The sequence below is a fragment of the Rhodococcus sp. AB351 genome, assembly GCF_049538275.1.
In the GTDB taxonomy this organism is placed as follows: domain Bacteria; phylum Actinomycetota; class Actinomycetes; order Mycobacteriales; family Mycobacteriaceae; genus Rhodococcus.
In genome coordinates, this window is record NZ_JBMVFW010000002.1 from 203,700 (window position 1) to 218,959 (window position 15,260).

The window sequence follows — 15,260 nt, forward strand, 5'->3', positions numbered from 1 at the left end:
CTCGGGTCGGTGCCACCGCACTCGTCCGGGCGCCGACCGTCATGCAGCCTATCGTCTCGGAGCCCGCGAACCCGCCGAAGCCGCGGCGTCGGCGGGTTCTCCGAGGACTGCGTGGCAGAATTCGAGAGGCCCTCACCTGCCTGTGCGCGCACGCGAGCGTGTCTTCAGGAATTCTGGAAGTAGATGAACGACACACCACGATCCCCCGCACAGGCATCCTCCGGCCGCGTTCGCCGCGCGGTCGGGAAGGGCTGGGAGGTCGTCACGCACACCCTGTCGTCGGCCTGGGACCACTCGATCTTCAGCAAGGCGGCGACGGCGGCCTTCTGGCAGACCCTCTCGCTGCCGCCCTTGGTGCTCGGTCTGCTCGGCAGCCTCGGTTACGTAGGAGGCTGGTTCGGTCCCGACACGGTGGAGATCATCACGTCGAAGACCGTCACCTTCCTCCGCTCGGTCTTCAGCGACAGCGTGGTCGACCAGATCATCGAACCCACCGTCGAGGACGTCCTCCGGCGGGGCCGCGCCGACGTGATGTCGTTGGGCTTCGTGTTGTCGCTGTGGGCAGGATCGTCGGCGATCTCGACGTTCGTGGATTCGATCGTCGAAGCGCACCACCAGCAGGACCATCGCCACCCGGTGTGGCAGCGGATCTTCGGCCTGCTCCTCTACGTGGTCTTCCTGATCCTGGCGGTGTTCACGATGCCGCTCGTCGCGCTCGGGCCCACACTGATCGGCCGGCTGCTGCCCGACGCCTGGTTCGACGTCGGCTCACGGATCATCGACACCTTCTACTTCCCCGCGGTGGGCCTGCTCCTGCTGATCGGTCTGACGACCCTGTACAAGGTGGCGCTGCCCAGGTCGCTGCCGTGGCACCGACTGCTCGGCGGCGCGGTCCTGGCCGGGGTGTTCTTCCTCGCGTCGAGCGTGATCCTGCGGTGGTACCTGACGTGGGTCGCGGCAACGGGCTACACCTACGGCGCGCTCGCCGCCCCGATCGCGTTCCTGCTGTTCACGTTCTTCCTGGGTTTCGCCGTGGTCCTCGGAGCCGAGTTCAACGCCACGGTGCAGGAGTTCTGGCCGGCACGCGCCACACGCCTGGAGCAGTGGCGGATCTGGCTCGCCGAGCAGTCGGCACGAGATCCGTCGCCCGACAGCGGGCCGGTGACGAACCTCACGCGCCGGTTGACGGGCTCCACGACGATTCGGCTGTCCGACCTGATCCGGCCCGGGGATCGCCAACCCGAGTCGTGGCCGATCGACGGGAAGCCGACCGAGTCGGATACGGCGACCCACAACGACACGTCTCTGCACGACGACACTGCCTCGTGCGACGAGCACGACGCCACTGCCTCGTGCGACGAGAAGGCCCGGCACGACGACAAGGCCGGGGGATCCGAAGTTCCCCCGGCCGAGACCGAACTTCCGCCGGTGGAGACGCTTCCGCGAGAATCACCCGACGCCGCGGCGGACGACGGGGTGTTCCACCAGGTGTCTCAGTCGCCCTTGCGCAAGCCGTCGTAGACTTTCTTGCATTCGGGGCACACCGGCGAGCCGGGCTTCGGCGACCGGGTCACCGGAAAGACCTCACCGCACAGCGCGACCACATGGGTACCCATGACCGCACTCTCGGCGATCTTGTTCTTCTTCACGTAGTGGAAGAACTTCGGGGTGTCGTCGTCGGTCGTTTCGTCGGTGGTGGTATCCGGCCGTTCCTTGATATCCGTGCTCACGTGTCCATGATGCCGCACGGAAGGGCCGGATGCGTATGTGCGTGCGACGGCCCGGCGTGGGAAGGTGGAAGACATGGCGAGAACTCACGGTTTCGGCGGATCCCCCGAGAACGGATCGCCCGACAACCCGGTTCTGATCACCGCGGCGGAGACGTCGCTCGAGGATCAGCACCGAGCACGGGTTCGCAAGTACCTCACCATCATGTCGGTCCGCATCCCCGCCCTGCTGCTGGCGGCGATCGCGTACGGCATATGGGCCAATCCCTGGATCTCGATGGCGATCATCGGGGTGTCGATCCCGCTGCCGTGGATCGCCGTCCTCATCGCCAACGACCGGCCGCCGCGCCGCAAGGACGAACCGAGCCGCTGGGACGGCCGCTTCGACGATCCCCCGGCGATCGAGTCGTCCCGCCACCATGTGATCGACGGCTGAGAGGGACCCCGGACGGGACGCTTGCGAGAATGTCGTGGTGGACCGCGACCTTCTTCTGTCTCTCTGCCCGGCTCTGCGCACCGCACTGATCCGGTGCCGCTACGACCTCGCCACCGTCCGGGAACTGCTCGGCCCCGAGGCGCACGCCGCCCTCGGGCGCAGCGAACCCGTCCCTGCCCGGCGCATCGCGCGCGGTGCGGGCGATCTCGGCGTGCTCGTGCGGCTGTTCCTCCTCCAGGACACCTGCCCCGAGGACGAGGTCGCGCAGGCTCTCGCTCCGGTGACGACGGAGCAGGCCGTGCAGGCGGGACTCGTCGAACGCGACGGCGACGGCGTGCGGGCCGCTCTCGACCTGCGGCCCCTCGACGCCGGGACCGGCAGCCGCTGGGTGCTGTCCGATCTCGACGGCTCGATCCGTCCCGTCCCGACCCGTCCCGATCACGTCCTCGGCGTCGGTCAGGCCTCCTTGTCGCTGCTGCAGGCCACCCCGACCGATCGGGTCGGTTCGGTGCTCGATCTCGGCACCGGTTGCGGGGTGCAGGCCATCCGCGCCGCGGACCACGCGGACGAGGTCACCGCGACCGACATCAATCCCCGCTGTCTGACCCTGGCCGCCGCGAGCGCCGCGTTGAACGAGATCGACATCGATCTTCTCGAGGGGTCGTGGTTCGAGCCGGTCGCCGGCCGGACCTTCGACCGCATCGTCGCGAATCCGCCGTTCGTGGTGAGCGCCGGACGCGTCGAGCACAGCTACCGCGACTCCGGTCTCGACCTCGACGGCGCCAGCCGCCTCATGATCTCGCAGGCCGCCGAACACCTGAATCCCGGCGGCACCGCCGCGATGCTCGCGTCCTGGGTGCACGTCGAGGGTGAGGACTGGCGGGCCCGCGTCGCATCGTGGTTGCCGTCACACGGCGTCGACGCCTGGATCGTGCAGCGCGATGTCGCCGATCCCGCCCTCTACGTCGGGACGTGGCTGCGCGACGGTGACGCCGATCAACGCGAGCCGGAGGTCGCGGTGCGCGCCGAGCAGTGGCTCGACCACTTCGAGGAGCACGGCGTCGAGGGCGTCGGGTTCGGGTTCGTCTACCTGCGCCGCACCGACCTGCCGTCCGATGTGATGGCCGAGGACCTGCGGCACGCGTTCACCGACGCGCTGGGCGACGAGGCGATCGACTACTTCCGGCGCCTCGACTGGTTGCGTACGCACGAAGTGCTCGACGCCCGCTTCGCGGTGCGGCCCGACACGGCCCTCGAGCGGGTGCACCTGCCCGGTGAGGACGGGTGGGACCAGGTGGTCGCGCGGGTGCATCGCGGTGGCGGTCCGGCCTGGCAGCACGAGGTGGACGACCTCGCGGCCGCCCTGCTCGGCGGCATGCGCGCCGACGGCCTGCCGCTCGGGGATCTCGTGTCGCTGCTCGCGGCCGCGCACGGCGAGGACGAGGACGACCTCCTCGCGCAGGCGGTGGGCCTCGTGCACGGGTTGGTGCGGCACGGGCTGATCGAGCCCGCCTGACCCCCTTCGGGGCGTTCCTGAGGTTCCACGATTCGGTTCTCTCAGCAACTTCTCAGGAGCTCATCGGGTTAGTGCAGGTCAGCGCGGTGGTACTCGGAGACCGACGGGAACTCCACCGCTTCGCCGGTCGTTGAACCCTGTGAGACACCACCGATGAGGAGGCACGTCATGGCACGCCCCGAAACCACCGCTCGCTTCGATTCCGACCTCGACGGTCAGAGCCCCGCAGCCGATCTCGTTCGCGTCTACCTGAACGGTATCGGACGGACTGCTCTGCTCACCGCAGCCGACGAGGTGGAACTGGCCAAGCGGATCGAGGCCGGCCTGTATGCCAAGCACCTGCTCGAGACGAAGAAGCGTCTGTCGGCCGCGAAGAAGCGCGATCTCGCGATCATCGTCCGCGAAGGACAGGCCGCTCGCAGCCACCTGCTCGAGGCCAACCTGCGCCTCGTCGTCTCGCTGGCGAAGCGTTACACCGGACGCGGTATGCCCCTGCTGGACCTCATCCAGGAGGGCAACCTCGGCCTGATCCGTGCGATGGAGAAGTTCGACTACGCGAAGGGCTTCAAGTTCTCGACCTACGCGACGTGGTGGATCCGTCAGGCCATCACCCGCGGCATGGCCGACCAGAGCCGCACCATCCGGCTCCCCGTCCACCTCGTCGAACAGGTCAACAAGCTCGCCCGCATCAAGCGTGAGCTGCACCAGCAGCTCGGCCGCGAGGCGACCGACGAGGAACTCGCCAACGAGTCGGGTATCCCCGTCGAGAAGATCGCCGACCTGCTCGATCACAGCCGCGACCCGGTGAGCCTCGACATGCCCGTCGGCAACGACGAGGAGGCCCCGCTGGGCGACTTCATCGAGGACGCCGAGGCGACGTCCGCCGAGACCGCGGTCATCGCCGGCCTCCTGCACAGCGACGTCCGCAGCGTCCTCGCGACGCTCGACGAGCGCGAACAGCAGGTCATCCGGCTGCGCTACGGACTCGACGACGGCCAGCCCCGCACCCTCGATCAGATCGGCAAGCTCTTCGGGCTCTCCCGTGAGCGTGTCCGCCAGATCGAACGCGAAGTGATGGCCAAGCTCCGCGAAGGCGACCGCGCCGAGCGCCTTCGCGCCTACGCCAGCTGACCGGGCGCGTCAGCGGTATCCGATCCCCGAGAACCGGGCTGGGTTCTCGGGGATCGTTGCTGTCCGGGGCCTGTTCGGTGAGACGTCCACCAGGCCGCCGTCAGCGCAGACGGCGCGGGCCGAGGTCGAGAGGGTGCGGTTCGGGCCCGATCCGCACATGGGCGTCGGTGAGTTCGGCTCCCACCACCGAGGCCAGCACCGGCTCGCACACCAGCTCGCGCACCTCGGGAAGGTCGTCGGCGAGCGCCGAGATCCGCTGGACGAAATCGACGAGTGCCGGCTTGTTCACCGGCGCGGCGTTGCGGTAGCCCGACAGCAACGGCGCCGCCTTCGGAGCGTCGATCAGCTCGACCGCCTCGTCCTCCGTGAGCGGCAGGACCCGGTAGGCCCGATCACCGAGCAGATCGGAGATCACACCGGCGAGACCGAACGAGATGAGCGAACCGAACGACGGGTCGTCCTGCACACGGATCGCGCACCCGATGCCCTTGTGGGCCATCCGCTGCACGTGCATCAACGGCTCCCCCGACACCGCGGCCAGGTCGCGATAGGCGATCCGCACCGAATCCGCGTCGACGAGATCGAGCCGGACACCGCTCAGGTCGGGCCGGTGCCGCCACTGGGCACCGGTGGCCTTGACCGCCACGGGGAAACCGATCTCCTCCGCCGCAGCGACCGCCTCCTCCTCGGTGGTGACGGCGCGGAAGTCCGCGACCTCGACCCCGTAGCAGGACAGCAGCAGCGCCGCCTCGGTGTCCGACAGGTAGCGGCCCTCGGGTGTCGTTTCGAGCCAGCCGTCCACGAGCCCGCGGGCGCGTTCGGGGTCGATGCCCGCCGGCCGCACGACCTGCGAGGGCGGACGACTGCGCCACTTCGCGTACCGCCAGGCCCGTCCCAGGGCGAGCGCGGCCCGTTCCGGACCGGGATAGGACGGCACGGATCCGCGCGTCGGGTTGCCGTCCGGCCCGCGTACGGCCAGCACGTCGGGAATACCCTCGGTCGCCAGAAAGGTCGTGACCACGGGCTTCTCCGACCCTGCGACGGCGTCGCGCAGGGCCTGGGCGTAGGGCTGGACGTCGACGGCGACCGGCGGGACGAAGACCGCGATCACCGAGTCGACGTCGGGTGAGTCGAGCGCCTTCGCGACGGCCTCGGCGAACTCCTCCGGCGACGCCTGCGCGCCGAGATCCACCGCGTCCGGTGCCTGCAGGCCCTGGCCCCGGGCGGCGTCGACGGCGAGCAGGCCCAGCGCGGTGGAGTTGCCGACCACGGCGACGCGGGGACCGGCGGGCAGCGGCTGGTAACCGAACAGCAGCGCCGAGTCGAAGAGCTGGCCGATCGACTCGACCTGGACGACACCGGCCTGCTCGAACAGGTATCGCACGATGGTGTCGTCCATCTCCCCCGTCCGGGCGGCGAGCGCCGGCGGCACCGCGTGGCGGCCGCTCTTGACGGCGACGATCGGTTTGCTGCGCGCCACCCGCCGCGCGATGCGCGAGAACTTGCGTGGGTTGCCGAAGCTCTCCAGGTACAGCAGCACCACTTCGGTGGCGGGATCGGTGTCCCAGTACTGCAGCAGGTCGTTGCCGGACAGGTCGGCGCGGTTACCGGCCGAGACGAAGGACGACAGCCCGACCCCCGTCTTGGCGGCCTCGTCGAGGATCGCGATGCCGAGGGCACCGGACTGGCAGAAGAAGCCGACGTTGCCGGCGGCCGGGAGCACGGGTGCGAGGGTCGCGTTGAGCCGGATGGCGGGATCGTTGTTGGCGACACCGAGAGCGTTCGGCCCGATGAGCCGCATACCGTGCGACCGAGCGGCCAGTGTGAGCCGCCGCTCGGCGTCGCGGCCCTCCGGTCCGGTCTCGCCGAAACCGGACGAGACGACGAGCAGCGCCTTGACGCCCTTGGCGAGGCAGTCGTCGAGCACCGAGTCGATCGATTCGGCGGGCACGGCGGCGACGGCGAGGTCGATCTCGTCGGGGATGTCGCGGACGGTCGGGTAGGCGCGGACACCCCGGACGGACCGGTGTTCGGCGTTGACCGGGTAGACGGGCCCGGTGAATCCGCTGCGCAGCATGTTCACCAGCACGGCGTTGCCCACCTTGCGGCTGTCGGTGGACGCACCGATGACGGCGACGCTGCCGGGACCGAGGATGTTGCGCACGCTGCGCGCCTCGGCGGCGCGTTCGCGGGCGTTGCGGACCGAGACCAGGGCCTCGGTGGGGTCGATCGCGAACTCGAGCCGGACGACTCCCCCTTCGAAACTACGGCTGACCTGGTAACCGGCCTCCCGGAAGACCGTGATCATGTGCCGGTTCTCGGCGAGGACCTCGGCGACGAAGGTGTGCAGTCCGTTCTCGGCGGCCGCGCCGGCGAGATGTTCGAGCAGGATCGGACCGAGACCGCGGCCCTGGTGGGCGTCGGCGACGGTGAATGCCACCTCGGCGGAGAGACCGTCGCCCTCGTGCGAGAGTCCCTCGTACCGCCCGACGGCGATGATCTCGTCGCCGAGCACCGCGACGAACGCCACCCGGGACCTGTGGTCGACGACCGTGAAGTTGAACAGGTCCTTCTTCGAGATCGTCGGGTACGGACCGAAGTACCGCAGATAGCGGGTGCGTTCGGACAGCTTGCTGTGGAAGGCGACGATCCCGTCGGCGTCCTCCGGGACGATGGGCCGCAGGTGCACGACACCGCCGTCCGAGGCCAGCACGTCGGCGACCCAGTGCCGCGGATAGTTGCGGGCGCGCGCCAGCGCCGCCTCGCGCGCAGGGTCGGTCTCCCCGGTCGGCCCGGCGCCCTGCGCGGGAGTCGCCCCCGCCGCAGACGCGGAGTCCGGTGCCGCCGAAGGATTCTGCCGGTCAGTCACGGGGATCCTCCGGGTCCAGGCCGAGCAGCGGGAAGGCCGCCCGCCTCGTGGCGATGATCGCCGAATCGATGCGGGTCAGTGCACGGTCCAGGGACGCAATGCCCGTCTCCGGTGTGCCGCCGGGTCCGTCCCACGGCAGGTACGAGACGTCGGAGCCCTCCCCCATGACGGTGGGCAGTTCGACGCTCGGAGCGAGAGCGCCGACGCGCTCGCTCCAGTCCGCCGGGACGGGGGTGCTCAGGTCGATCTCGCGGTCCAACGCCGCGGCGATCAGGTGGGTCCACGCCCGGGGCACCACCCGCACGAGGCCGTAACCGCCGCCGCCCACGGCGAGCCAGCGGCCCTCGCAGTAGCGGTCGGCGAGATCGCGCATCGCGAGATACGACGCGCGCTGGCCGTCGACGGTCAGGGAGAGGTCGGCCAGGGGGTCCTCGCGGTGGCTGTCGGCACCGCATTGGCTGATGAGGATCTGGGGGCGGAACGCCGCGACCGCGCCCGGTACGACGGCGTGGAAGGCGCGCAACCACAACGCGTCCACGGTGCCCGGCAGCACCGGCAGATTGATCGCGGTGCCCTCGGCCGGACCCGAACCGACCTCGCTGGACCAGCCGGTGTTGGGCCACAACGTCGCGGGATGCTGGTGCAGGGAGATGGTCAGGACGCGGGGATCGCCGAGGAAGGCGTGCTGCACACCGTCGCCGTGGTGGGCGTCGACATCGATGTAGGCGATGCGGTCGTAGCCGTGGTCGAGCAGCCACGAGATCGCGATGGCGGCGTCGTTGTAGACGCAGAATCCGGCAGCCCAGTCGGCCATCGCGTGATGCATCCCGCCCCCGATGCTCACCGCGCGGCGGGCCCGGCCGCTCGCGATCTCGCGTGCGGCTGCGAGGGTCCCCCCGGCGAGCGTCGCGCTGGCCTCGTGCATGCGGGGGAAGATCGGGTTGTCCTCGGTGCCGAGACCGTGGGGCGCGTCGGCCGGAGGCGCCGCTCCCTCGGGGGCGGAGCCCGCGCGCTTGACCGCGTCGACGTAGGAGGCGGTATGGATGCGCAGCAGATCGGTGTCGTCCGCAGGGGACGGGCGGACCGTCTCGACACCTTCGAGGAGACCGAGACTGCGGGACAGCGCCATGGTGAGATCGAGGCGCGTGGGATTCATCGGATGTGTCGGACCCCACCGGTAATCGAGGTAGTCGGGGCTCCACACCACTATCCGATCGCCGCTCAGCTGTGTCGTACCGCCCGCCGCGGTGGAGCTCGTGGTCATGGACACAGACGCTACTGGTCCACCCACGGACATGCGAGCCTCGGAGGGCGCCCCCACCGTCCTGTTCGCACGGTTAGAATCGGCCCAGACGAAGGGGTGTGAGAGTGAAGGACCTGGTCGATACAACGGAGATGTATCTCCGGACCATCTACGACTTGGAAGAGGAAGGCGTGGTGCCGCTGCGCGCGCGTATCGCCGAGCGCCTCGAACAGAGCGGACCGACGGTCAGCCAGACCGTGGCCCGTATGGAACGCGACGGCCTGCTCCGGGTCGCCGGCGACCGCCACCTGCAGCTCACCGAGAAGGGCCGCGACCTCGCGGTCTCGGTCATGCGCAAGCACCGGCTCGCGGAACGGCTTCTCGTGGACGTGATCGGTCTCGACTGGGAGAACGTGCACGCCGAGGCGTGCCGCTGGGAACACGTGATGAGCGAGGAGGTCGAGCGCCGCCTCGTGGAGGTGCTCAACAACCCGACCACCTCCCCCTACGGCAACCCGATCCCGGGACTGGCCCAGCTCGGTCTCGACCGCACGGCGGTCCTCGACGAGAAGCTGGTGCGGTTGACGGAGATCCCGCACGGCAAGCCGACCGCGGTCGTGGTGCGCCGGCTCGCGGAGTACGTCCAGTCCGACCCCGAGGTCATCGCGCGGCTGCGTGAGGCCGGTGTGGTCCCCGACGCGCGGGTTACAGTCGAGACGCGACCGGGCTCGGTGTCCATCACCGTGGCCGGTCACGACAGCTTCGAGCTTTCCGACGAGATGGCCCACGCCGTGCAGGTGAAGCAGGTCTGACCCAGACCCCTTTTCGCATGTCCGGTACGGGCATGCGAAAAGGGGATGTCCAGCGTGAGACTTCTGGTGACCGGCGGCGCCGGCTATGTGGGCAGCGTGTGCACGACCGTGTTGCTCGAGCAGGGCCACGACGTCGTGGTCGTCGACGACCTGTCCACCGGCAACGCCGGGGCGGTGCCCACCGGTGCCGAGTTCGTCGAGGGCGACATCGCGGCCGTCGCCGACGAACTGCTCTCCGGATCCCGTTTCGACGGCGTCCTCCACTTCGGTGCACAGTCGCTGGTCGGCGAGTCGGTGGAGTTCCCCGAGAAGTACTGGCAGGGCAACGTGGTGACCACCCTCGCCCTGCTCGAGGCCATCCGCCGCTCGGGCACCCCGCGGTTGGTGTTCTCCTCCACCGCCGCGACCTACGGCGAACCCGAGAGCGTGCCGATCACCGAGGACGCACCCACCCGGCCGACCAACCCGTACGGTGCGTCGAAGCTCGCCATCGATCACGCGATCTCGTCGTACGCGCACGCCCACGGTCTCGCGGCGACGAGCCTGCGGTACTTCAACGTCGCCGGCGCCTACGGCGGTGCCGGGGAGAACCGGGTCGTCGAGACGCATCTGATCCCGCTGGTACTGCAGGTCGCTCTCGGTGTGCGCGATCACATCTCGGTCTTCGGCACCGACTGGCCGACCAAGGACGGCACCGCGGTGCGCGACTACATCCACGTCAAGGATCTCGCCGACGCCCACGTACTGGCACTGACGAAGTCCGAGCCCGGCCGCCACGGCATCTACAACCTCGGAAGCGGAGAGGGTTTCACCGTCCGCGAGGTCATCTCGGCGTGCGAGCGGGTCACGGGCCTCCCGATCGCTGCGGTCGACGCGCCGCGCCGCGCCGGTGATCCGGCCGTGCTCATCGCCTCGAGCAGCCGCGCGATCTCCGAGCTCGGATGGAACCCCCAGCACACCGATCTCGACGAGATCGTCTCCGATGCGTGGGAGTTCACCCGGTCCCTCGGCGACCGTCTGCACGCCGCTCGACGCTGATCGAGCGCACCACTCCGGTTCAGGACGGTTCGTCGCCGCGCGGCAGTTCGAGTCCCAGCCGCGCCGCGATCTCGTGTCCGGTCTCCGCGAGGCCGCGGATCGACTCGGGACGCAGTCCCGCCTGCAGGGCCTGGTCGAGCAGATCCGAAAGCCGGTGGCGGGGATCGGATTCGAGGGCCGCTGCGAGCGCAACCCCGGCGAGCGGACCGTCGCCGCGCACGTAGGCACCGAAGCCGACGAGCGCGGCGGCATCGGCCCGCTCGGGATCGGGCAGAGCTCGAGCGAGCTCGGTCCACAGACGCTCCGCCGGCCGCGCGAGCGGTCCGGTCGCGAGTCCCATGGCGGCGTCCCGCACCGTGCGGTTGGCGAGCAGGACGGCCAGCTCGGCGATGTCGGACGCGCTGGGATCCGTTCCGGCGGCGTACGTCTCGATGTGCGCGAGCACGGTCTCGAGTTCGAGACGGTCGGCGCGTTCGCCGCCGCCCTCACGGGCACAGCGTTCGTACTCGCGGTCGCGGGTCTCGACGACCTCGTCGATGCACCGCGCGACCTCCTGCCGCACCGCCGGCGGATACGGCGCGAGCAGCGCGGCGAGTTCGGTGCGGGAGCCGCGGATCGGGCTGCCCTCGAACACCCGGGCCGCCGCGACCACCGAGGACCCGGGATCGGCCACCCTGCCGGTGATGTCCTGGCCGGGCACGAACCAGGTCGCTCCGCCGGTGATCTCCGGAAGCGCGTACACCCCCGCCAGGTCGATGCCGACGGCGTCGAGATGATCGGCGAAGTCGTCGACGAGCCTGCACAGGTCGGCGATCACCGGATCGTGCCGGTCGGCGAGATCGTCGTCGACGAGAACGGCCACCACCGATTCCGCGCCCTCGCGGGCACAGACGGCGCAGAAGCGCCGGAACGCCGCGCGCATGAGCTCGGGGACGGGTTCCCCCGGCCGGGGCAGGACGAGGTCGTGTCGCATCACCGCGCCGATGCTCGCCACCCTGCCGTTCGGGCGGGTCGGGGCGTCTCCGGTCGGGGTCAGGCACATCACGACGATCGAGCGCGTCGGCGGGAAGCCCATCAGTGCGGGCAGGGCAGCGATGACGTCACCGACATCGGTGAGACGGAGCGGATGCGACGACGAAGGCGTGGAAGTTGTCATGCGCCGACCGTGGCCCATCGGTCCGAACGACAAGCGGCGCCGGAGGCCGTTCCGGGGTCTTCTGGGGATGAACCGGCCGGCTGTGGACAACTCCGCGAGCGGCACCGCGATCGGATGCCGGACGGGCGATCCCGTCGGCAGGCGCTGTTAGGGTGCGCGCCCGGCCCCCGTCAGGGACGGGCGGCGAAGTCGACGGCCTCCCGGAACACGCGGTCGAGATTGTCGGTGTCGGGCGCCGCCGCATCGAAGGACATGTACGTGACCGTCACACGCACGTCCTCGATCTGCGCGATCCGCGTGGCCATCGACTGGGTCATGCCGCCCGATCCCCGACCGGAGTCGACCGTGCGGGTCAGGGCCAGCGTCCCGGCTCCGTCGAGGGGCGCAGCGGGATCGTCGCCCAGGACGGTCGAGACGGTCGAGGTGATGCCCCGCACGGTGGCGTCCACCTGCGAGCATTCCGTCAGATAGGTGCGGTACTCGGCGAGGTCCGGAGCAGGCCGGGTGACCTCGACGCTGATCGTCGCGCGACTGGCGTTGTCGGTACCGACCACCATGGCGGTGCTCTCGGGGCCGTAATCCTGCGCGGGCGGCAGACATCCGCCCGGATCGACCCTCGAGCCGGGCTGGATCCCGGTCAGGTCGGGCGCCGCCTGCGCCACCGCCTCCGGTGGGAGGACCACCGCGACGTACGGTTCGGGAAACCGTTCGGGGGGAAGCACCAGTTCGCCCGGTGCCCGGACGATCGCGGGCGCAGGCGCAGGCGCGGACGCGGTTCCTGTCAGGGCTGCCGGTTCGGGCCGGGGGTCGCCGGAGACGGTCTGGGAGCAGGCGGATGCGAGCATCAGGCACGCGGCCGCCACCACGCTCCGGCCGGCCGATGCGCGGCGCCTCGGACGAGTATCGCGTCGGGTCATCCGAACCTCCCTCGGTCGTCGACGTCGGGCAGGGTGTGCGCCCCGGAATCGGTCGTCGTGGCGTCAATTAGACTCGAACACCACCATGCCACGTCGGGTGACCCCGGCGGAGATGCCGAGACTGAGTGTGATCGGAGTGGTTCGCAGATGGACGAGCAGTCCCGCATGTACGAGCTGGAATTCCCGGCTCCGCAGCTCACCTCCCCGGACGGTGAGGGGCCCGTCCTCGTGCACGGTCTCGAAGGGTTCGCCGACGCGGGACACGCGGTGCGCCTGGCGACCACGCACCTGCGCGAGAACTTGGAGACCGAACTCGTCGCGTCGTTCGCCGTCGACGAACTGATCGACTACCGGTCGCGTCGGCCGCTCATGACGTTCAAGGCCGACCACTTCTCGGACTACGCCGAGCCCGAACTGAACCTGTACGCGCTCATCGATGAGGCCGGCACCCCGTTCCTACTGCTCGCGGGTGCTGAGCCGGATCTGAAGTGGGAGCGTTTCATCACCGCGGTGCGGTTGCTCGCCGAGCAGTTCGGGGTGCGGCGGACCATCGGACTCAACGCGATCCCCATGGCGATCCCGCACACCCGGCCGTTGGCGGTCACCGCGCACTCGACGAACAAGGACCTCATCGCGGGGCACCACCGTTGGTCGGGCGAGCTCCAGGTGCCCGCGGGAGTGTCGTCGCTGCTCGAATACCGCATGGGCCAGCACGGGCACGAGTCCGTAGGCTTCTCCGTGCACGTGCCGCACTATCTCGCCCAGACCGACTATCCGGCGGCCGCCGAGACGCTGCTGACGAACGTCGCAGAGGTCGGCGGCCTCGAGCTGTCTCTGCAGGCGCTCGGTGAGGCCGCGGCGCGGGTGCGGGAGCAGATCGACGAGCACATCGAGGACAATGCCGAGGTCCTCGGCGTGGTGCACGCGCTCGAGCGGCAATACGACAGCTACGTCGCCGCCCAGGAACAGCAGACCTCTCCCCTGCCGACCGACGAGAGTCTGCCGACGGGTGAGGAGATCGGGGCGGAGTTCGAGCGGTTCCTCGCCGAATACGACCGGCGCGGCGCCGGTCCCGGCGGCGATCTCCCCGGTCCGGACGACGGAAGAACCGGCGACGGCGGATTCGGCGAGTTCGACCCGGACGACGGGGACGATTCCGCTCCGCGTTGACACCACGGCGGGTTCGCCGGATGTTTCATGATCATCACAATCGTCGTTGTCGACGTCACATACAGACATGTACGCTTCGGCGACATGCCACAGTGGTAGTTGTGTCCGGTTCTCGGCCACGGGTCGGGCAGCCTGACTACCACCACGCGATCACCGACGTCGCAGGAGACGCTCATGGTTCCACCGCGCGCCCGGACGCTCCGCCCGGTTCCGGACAACGAACCCCGCATCGTGTTCCGCACGATCCACGGTTACCGACGCGCGTTCCGCCTGGCCGGAAGCGGTCCCGCACTGCTGCTCGTACACGGAATCGGTGACGACTCGTCGACCTGGCAGGACGTGATCCCGCACCTGGCGGAGAAGTACACCGTGATCGCCCCCGACCTGCTCGGGCACGGTCGATCCGACAAGCCGCGGGCCGACTACTCGGTGGCCGCCTACGCGAACGGTATGCGCGACCTGCTGTCGGTCCTCGGGATCGAATCGGTCACGGTGATCGGCCATTCGCTCGGCGGCGGGGTGGCGATGCAGTTCGCCTACCAGTTCCCGCACATGGTCGAGCGTCTGGTGCTCGTCGCGTCCGGCGGGGTCACCAAGGACGTCCATCTTGCCCTGCGGCTGATCTCGGTGCCGATCGTCAGCGAAGCGCTGCGGGTCCTGCGACTGCCCGGGGCGATGCCCGTCCTGCGCGCTGCCGGCGCGATGCTGAACCGGGTCAACGGATCGCCACTGAGGCCCGGTGCCCTGCTGCACGACACCTCGGATCTGGTGCGCGTGCTGGGGAACCTCCCCGACCCCACGGCCTACGAAGCGTATTTGCGCACGCTGCGCGCGGTGGTCGACTGGCGTGGTCAGGTGGTGACCATGCTCGACCGCTGTTATCTGACGGAGAACCTTCCCGTCCAGCTCATCTGGGGCGATCACGACAGCGTCATCCCCATCGCCCACGCCTATCTCGCGCATTCGGCCATGCCCGGTTCACGTCTCGAGATCTTCCGGGGCTCCGGCCACTTCCCGTTCCGCGACGACCCGCTGCGCTTCCTGCGGGTGGTCGAGAACTTCCTGGAGACCACCGCTCCCCTGGAGTTCGACCTCGACCGCTGGCGCCGGCTCCTCGTGTCGGGCGTGAGCGAGTCGCAGATCAGCGGTGGCCCGGAGACCCGCATGGCGGTGCTCGGCGCGATGGGTTCGGACGAGCGCAGCGCCACCTGACCTGAACTCGACCCAGGGCCACCGACTGCGCTC

At 69.7% G+C, this 15,260-nt stretch carries 13 protein-coding genes; 8 read left to right on the forward strand and 5 right to left on the reverse strand.

The genetic code is table 11. The features are described from left to right. Positions 1-183 precede the first annotated feature (183 nt). Positions 184-1,521 carry a YihY/virulence factor BrkB family protein gene (locus ACPCXD_RS07005; protein ID WP_229567968.1) on the forward strand — a complete coding sequence of 446 codons (1,338 nt, stop codon included), beginning with the start codon at positions 184-186 and terminating at the stop codon, positions 1,519-1,521. On the opposite strand, the gene ACPCXD_RS07010 is transcribed toward ACPCXD_RS07005, so the two are convergent. Then, complete coding sequence (locus ACPCXD_RS07010; RefSeq protein WP_006551335.1) at positions 1,494-1,730, reverse strand: DUF3039 domain-containing protein; 237 nt, start codon at positions 1,728-1,730, stop codon at positions 1,494-1,496. The genes ACPCXD_RS07005 and ACPCXD_RS07010 overlap by 28 nt on opposite strands. 73 nt (positions 1,731-1,803) lie before the next feature. Between ACPCXD_RS07010 and ACPCXD_RS07015 the strand changes: the two genes are divergently transcribed. From ACPCXD_RS07015 to ACPCXD_RS07025, 3 genes are all read left to right on the forward strand, one after another. Next, complete coding sequence (locus ACPCXD_RS07015; protein ID WP_160875975.1) at positions 1,804-2,163, forward strand: DUF3099 domain-containing protein; 360 nt, start codon at positions 1,804-1,806, stop codon at positions 2,161-2,163. 37 nt (positions 2,164-2,200) lie between these two features. After that, complete coding sequence (locus ACPCXD_RS07020) at positions 2,201-3,679, forward strand: DUF7782 domain-containing protein (RefSeq protein WP_160875973.1); 1,479 nt, start codon at positions 2,201-2,203, stop codon at positions 3,677-3,679. A gap of 168 nt (positions 3,680-3,847) precedes the next feature. After that, on the forward strand, positions 3,848-4,810 hold the full coding sequence (locus ACPCXD_RS07025; protein ID WP_016692730.1) for a sigma-70 family RNA polymerase sigma factor: 963 nt from the start codon (positions 3,848-3,850) through the stop codon (positions 4,808-4,810). A gap of 100 nt (positions 4,811-4,910) precedes the next feature. On the opposite strand, the gene ACPCXD_RS07030 is transcribed toward ACPCXD_RS07025, so the two are convergent. Both ACPCXD_RS07030 and ACPCXD_RS07035 read right to left on the reverse strand, forming a co-directional pair. After that, the gene (locus ACPCXD_RS07030) at positions 4,911-7,565 is read right to left on the reverse strand and encodes a bifunctional acetate--CoA ligase family protein/GNAT family N-acetyltransferase (RefSeq protein ID WP_088898247.1); all 2,655 of its coding nucleotides are present in this window, start codon (positions 7,563-7,565) and stop codon (positions 4,911-4,913) included. Positions 7,566-7,671: 106 nt separating this feature from the next. Beyond that, on the reverse strand, positions 7,672-8,943 hold the full coding sequence (locus ACPCXD_RS07035) for an acetoin utilization protein AcuC (protein ID WP_026061234.1): 1,272 nt from the start codon (positions 8,941-8,943) through the stop codon (positions 7,672-7,674). A 104-nt stretch (positions 8,944-9,047) separates the two neighbouring features. Here ACPCXD_RS07035 and ACPCXD_RS07040 point away from each other — a divergent pair, with 104 nt between their 5' ends. Further along, positions 9,048-9,734: an iron-dependent transcriptional repressor DtxR gene (locus ACPCXD_RS07040; protein WP_016692727.1), complete on the forward strand. Its 687-nt coding sequence runs from the start codon at positions 9,048-9,050 to the stop codon at positions 9,732-9,734. A 45-nt stretch (positions 9,735-9,779) separates the two neighbouring features. Then, positions 9,780-10,772: a UDP-glucose 4-epimerase GalE gene (gene galE / locus ACPCXD_RS07045; RefSeq protein ID WP_172414945.1), complete on the forward strand. Its 993-nt coding sequence runs from the start codon at positions 9,780-9,782 to the stop codon at positions 10,770-10,772. A 19-nt stretch (positions 10,773-10,791) separates the two neighbouring features. On the opposite strand, the gene ACPCXD_RS07050 is transcribed toward galE, so the two are convergent. Then, entirely contained in the window at positions 10,792-11,928 is a 1,137-nt protein-coding gene (locus ACPCXD_RS07050; RefSeq protein WP_088898203.1) for a DUF4192 domain-containing protein, read from the reverse strand. Positions 11,929-12,098: 170 nt separating this feature from the next. After that, on the reverse strand, positions 12,099-12,845 hold the full coding sequence (locus ACPCXD_RS07055; protein WP_088898204.1) for a hypothetical protein: 747 nt from the start codon (positions 12,843-12,845) through the stop codon (positions 12,099-12,101). Between the two features lie 147 nt (positions 12,846-12,992). Between ACPCXD_RS07055 and ACPCXD_RS07060 the strand changes: the two genes are divergently transcribed. Both ACPCXD_RS07060 and ACPCXD_RS07065 read left to right on the forward strand, forming a co-directional pair. Beyond that, a complete protein-coding gene (locus ACPCXD_RS07060) occupies positions 12,993-14,015 on the forward strand; it encodes a proteasome assembly chaperone family protein (protein ID WP_160875967.1) in 1,023 nt (340 codons plus the stop codon). A gap of 174 nt (positions 14,016-14,189) precedes the next feature. After that, positions 14,190-15,227 carry an alpha/beta fold hydrolase gene (locus ACPCXD_RS07065; protein ID WP_006551325.1) on the forward strand — a complete coding sequence of 346 codons (1,038 nt, stop codon included), beginning with the start codon at positions 14,190-14,192 and terminating at the stop codon, positions 15,225-15,227. Positions 15,228-15,260: the final 33 nt, after the last annotated feature.

What these genes read in the sequence shown, in the direction of transcription:
- ACPCXD_RS07015 (WP_160875975.1), top strand. Translation starts at nt 1,804, where the DNA reads ATGGCGAGAACTCACGGTTTCGGCGGATCCCCCGAGAACGGATCGCCC.
- galE (WP_172414945.1), top strand. Translation starts at nt 9,780, where the DNA reads ATGTCCAGCGTGAGACTTCTGGTGACCGGCGGCGCCGGCTATGTGGGC.
- ACPCXD_RS07055 (WP_088898204.1), bottom strand. Translation starts at nt 12,845, where the DNA reads ATGACCCGACGCGATACTCGTCCGAGGCGCCGCGCATCGGCCGGCCGG.
- ACPCXD_RS07050 (WP_088898203.1), bottom strand. Translation starts at nt 11,928, where the DNA reads ATGACAACTTCCACGCCTTCGTCGTCGCATCCGCTCCGTCTCACCGAT.
- ACPCXD_RS07035 (WP_026061234.1), bottom strand. Translation starts at nt 8,943, where the DNA reads ATGACCACGAGCTCCACCGCGGCGGGCGGTACGACACAGCTGAGCGGC.
- ACPCXD_RS07060 (WP_160875967.1), top strand. Translation starts at nt 12,993, where the DNA reads ATGGACGAGCAGTCCCGCATGTACGAGCTGGAATTCCCGGCTCCGCAG.
- ACPCXD_RS07005 (WP_229567968.1), top strand. Translation starts at nt 184, where the DNA reads ATGAACGACACACCACGATCCCCCGCACAGGCATCCTCCGGCCGCGTT.
- ACPCXD_RS07065 (WP_006551325.1), top strand. Translation starts at nt 14,190, where the DNA reads ATGGTTCCACCGCGCGCCCGGACGCTCCGCCCGGTTCCGGACAACGAA.
- ACPCXD_RS07025 (WP_016692730.1), top strand. Translation starts at nt 3,848, where the DNA reads ATGGCACGCCCCGAAACCACCGCTCGCTTCGATTCCGACCTCGACGGT.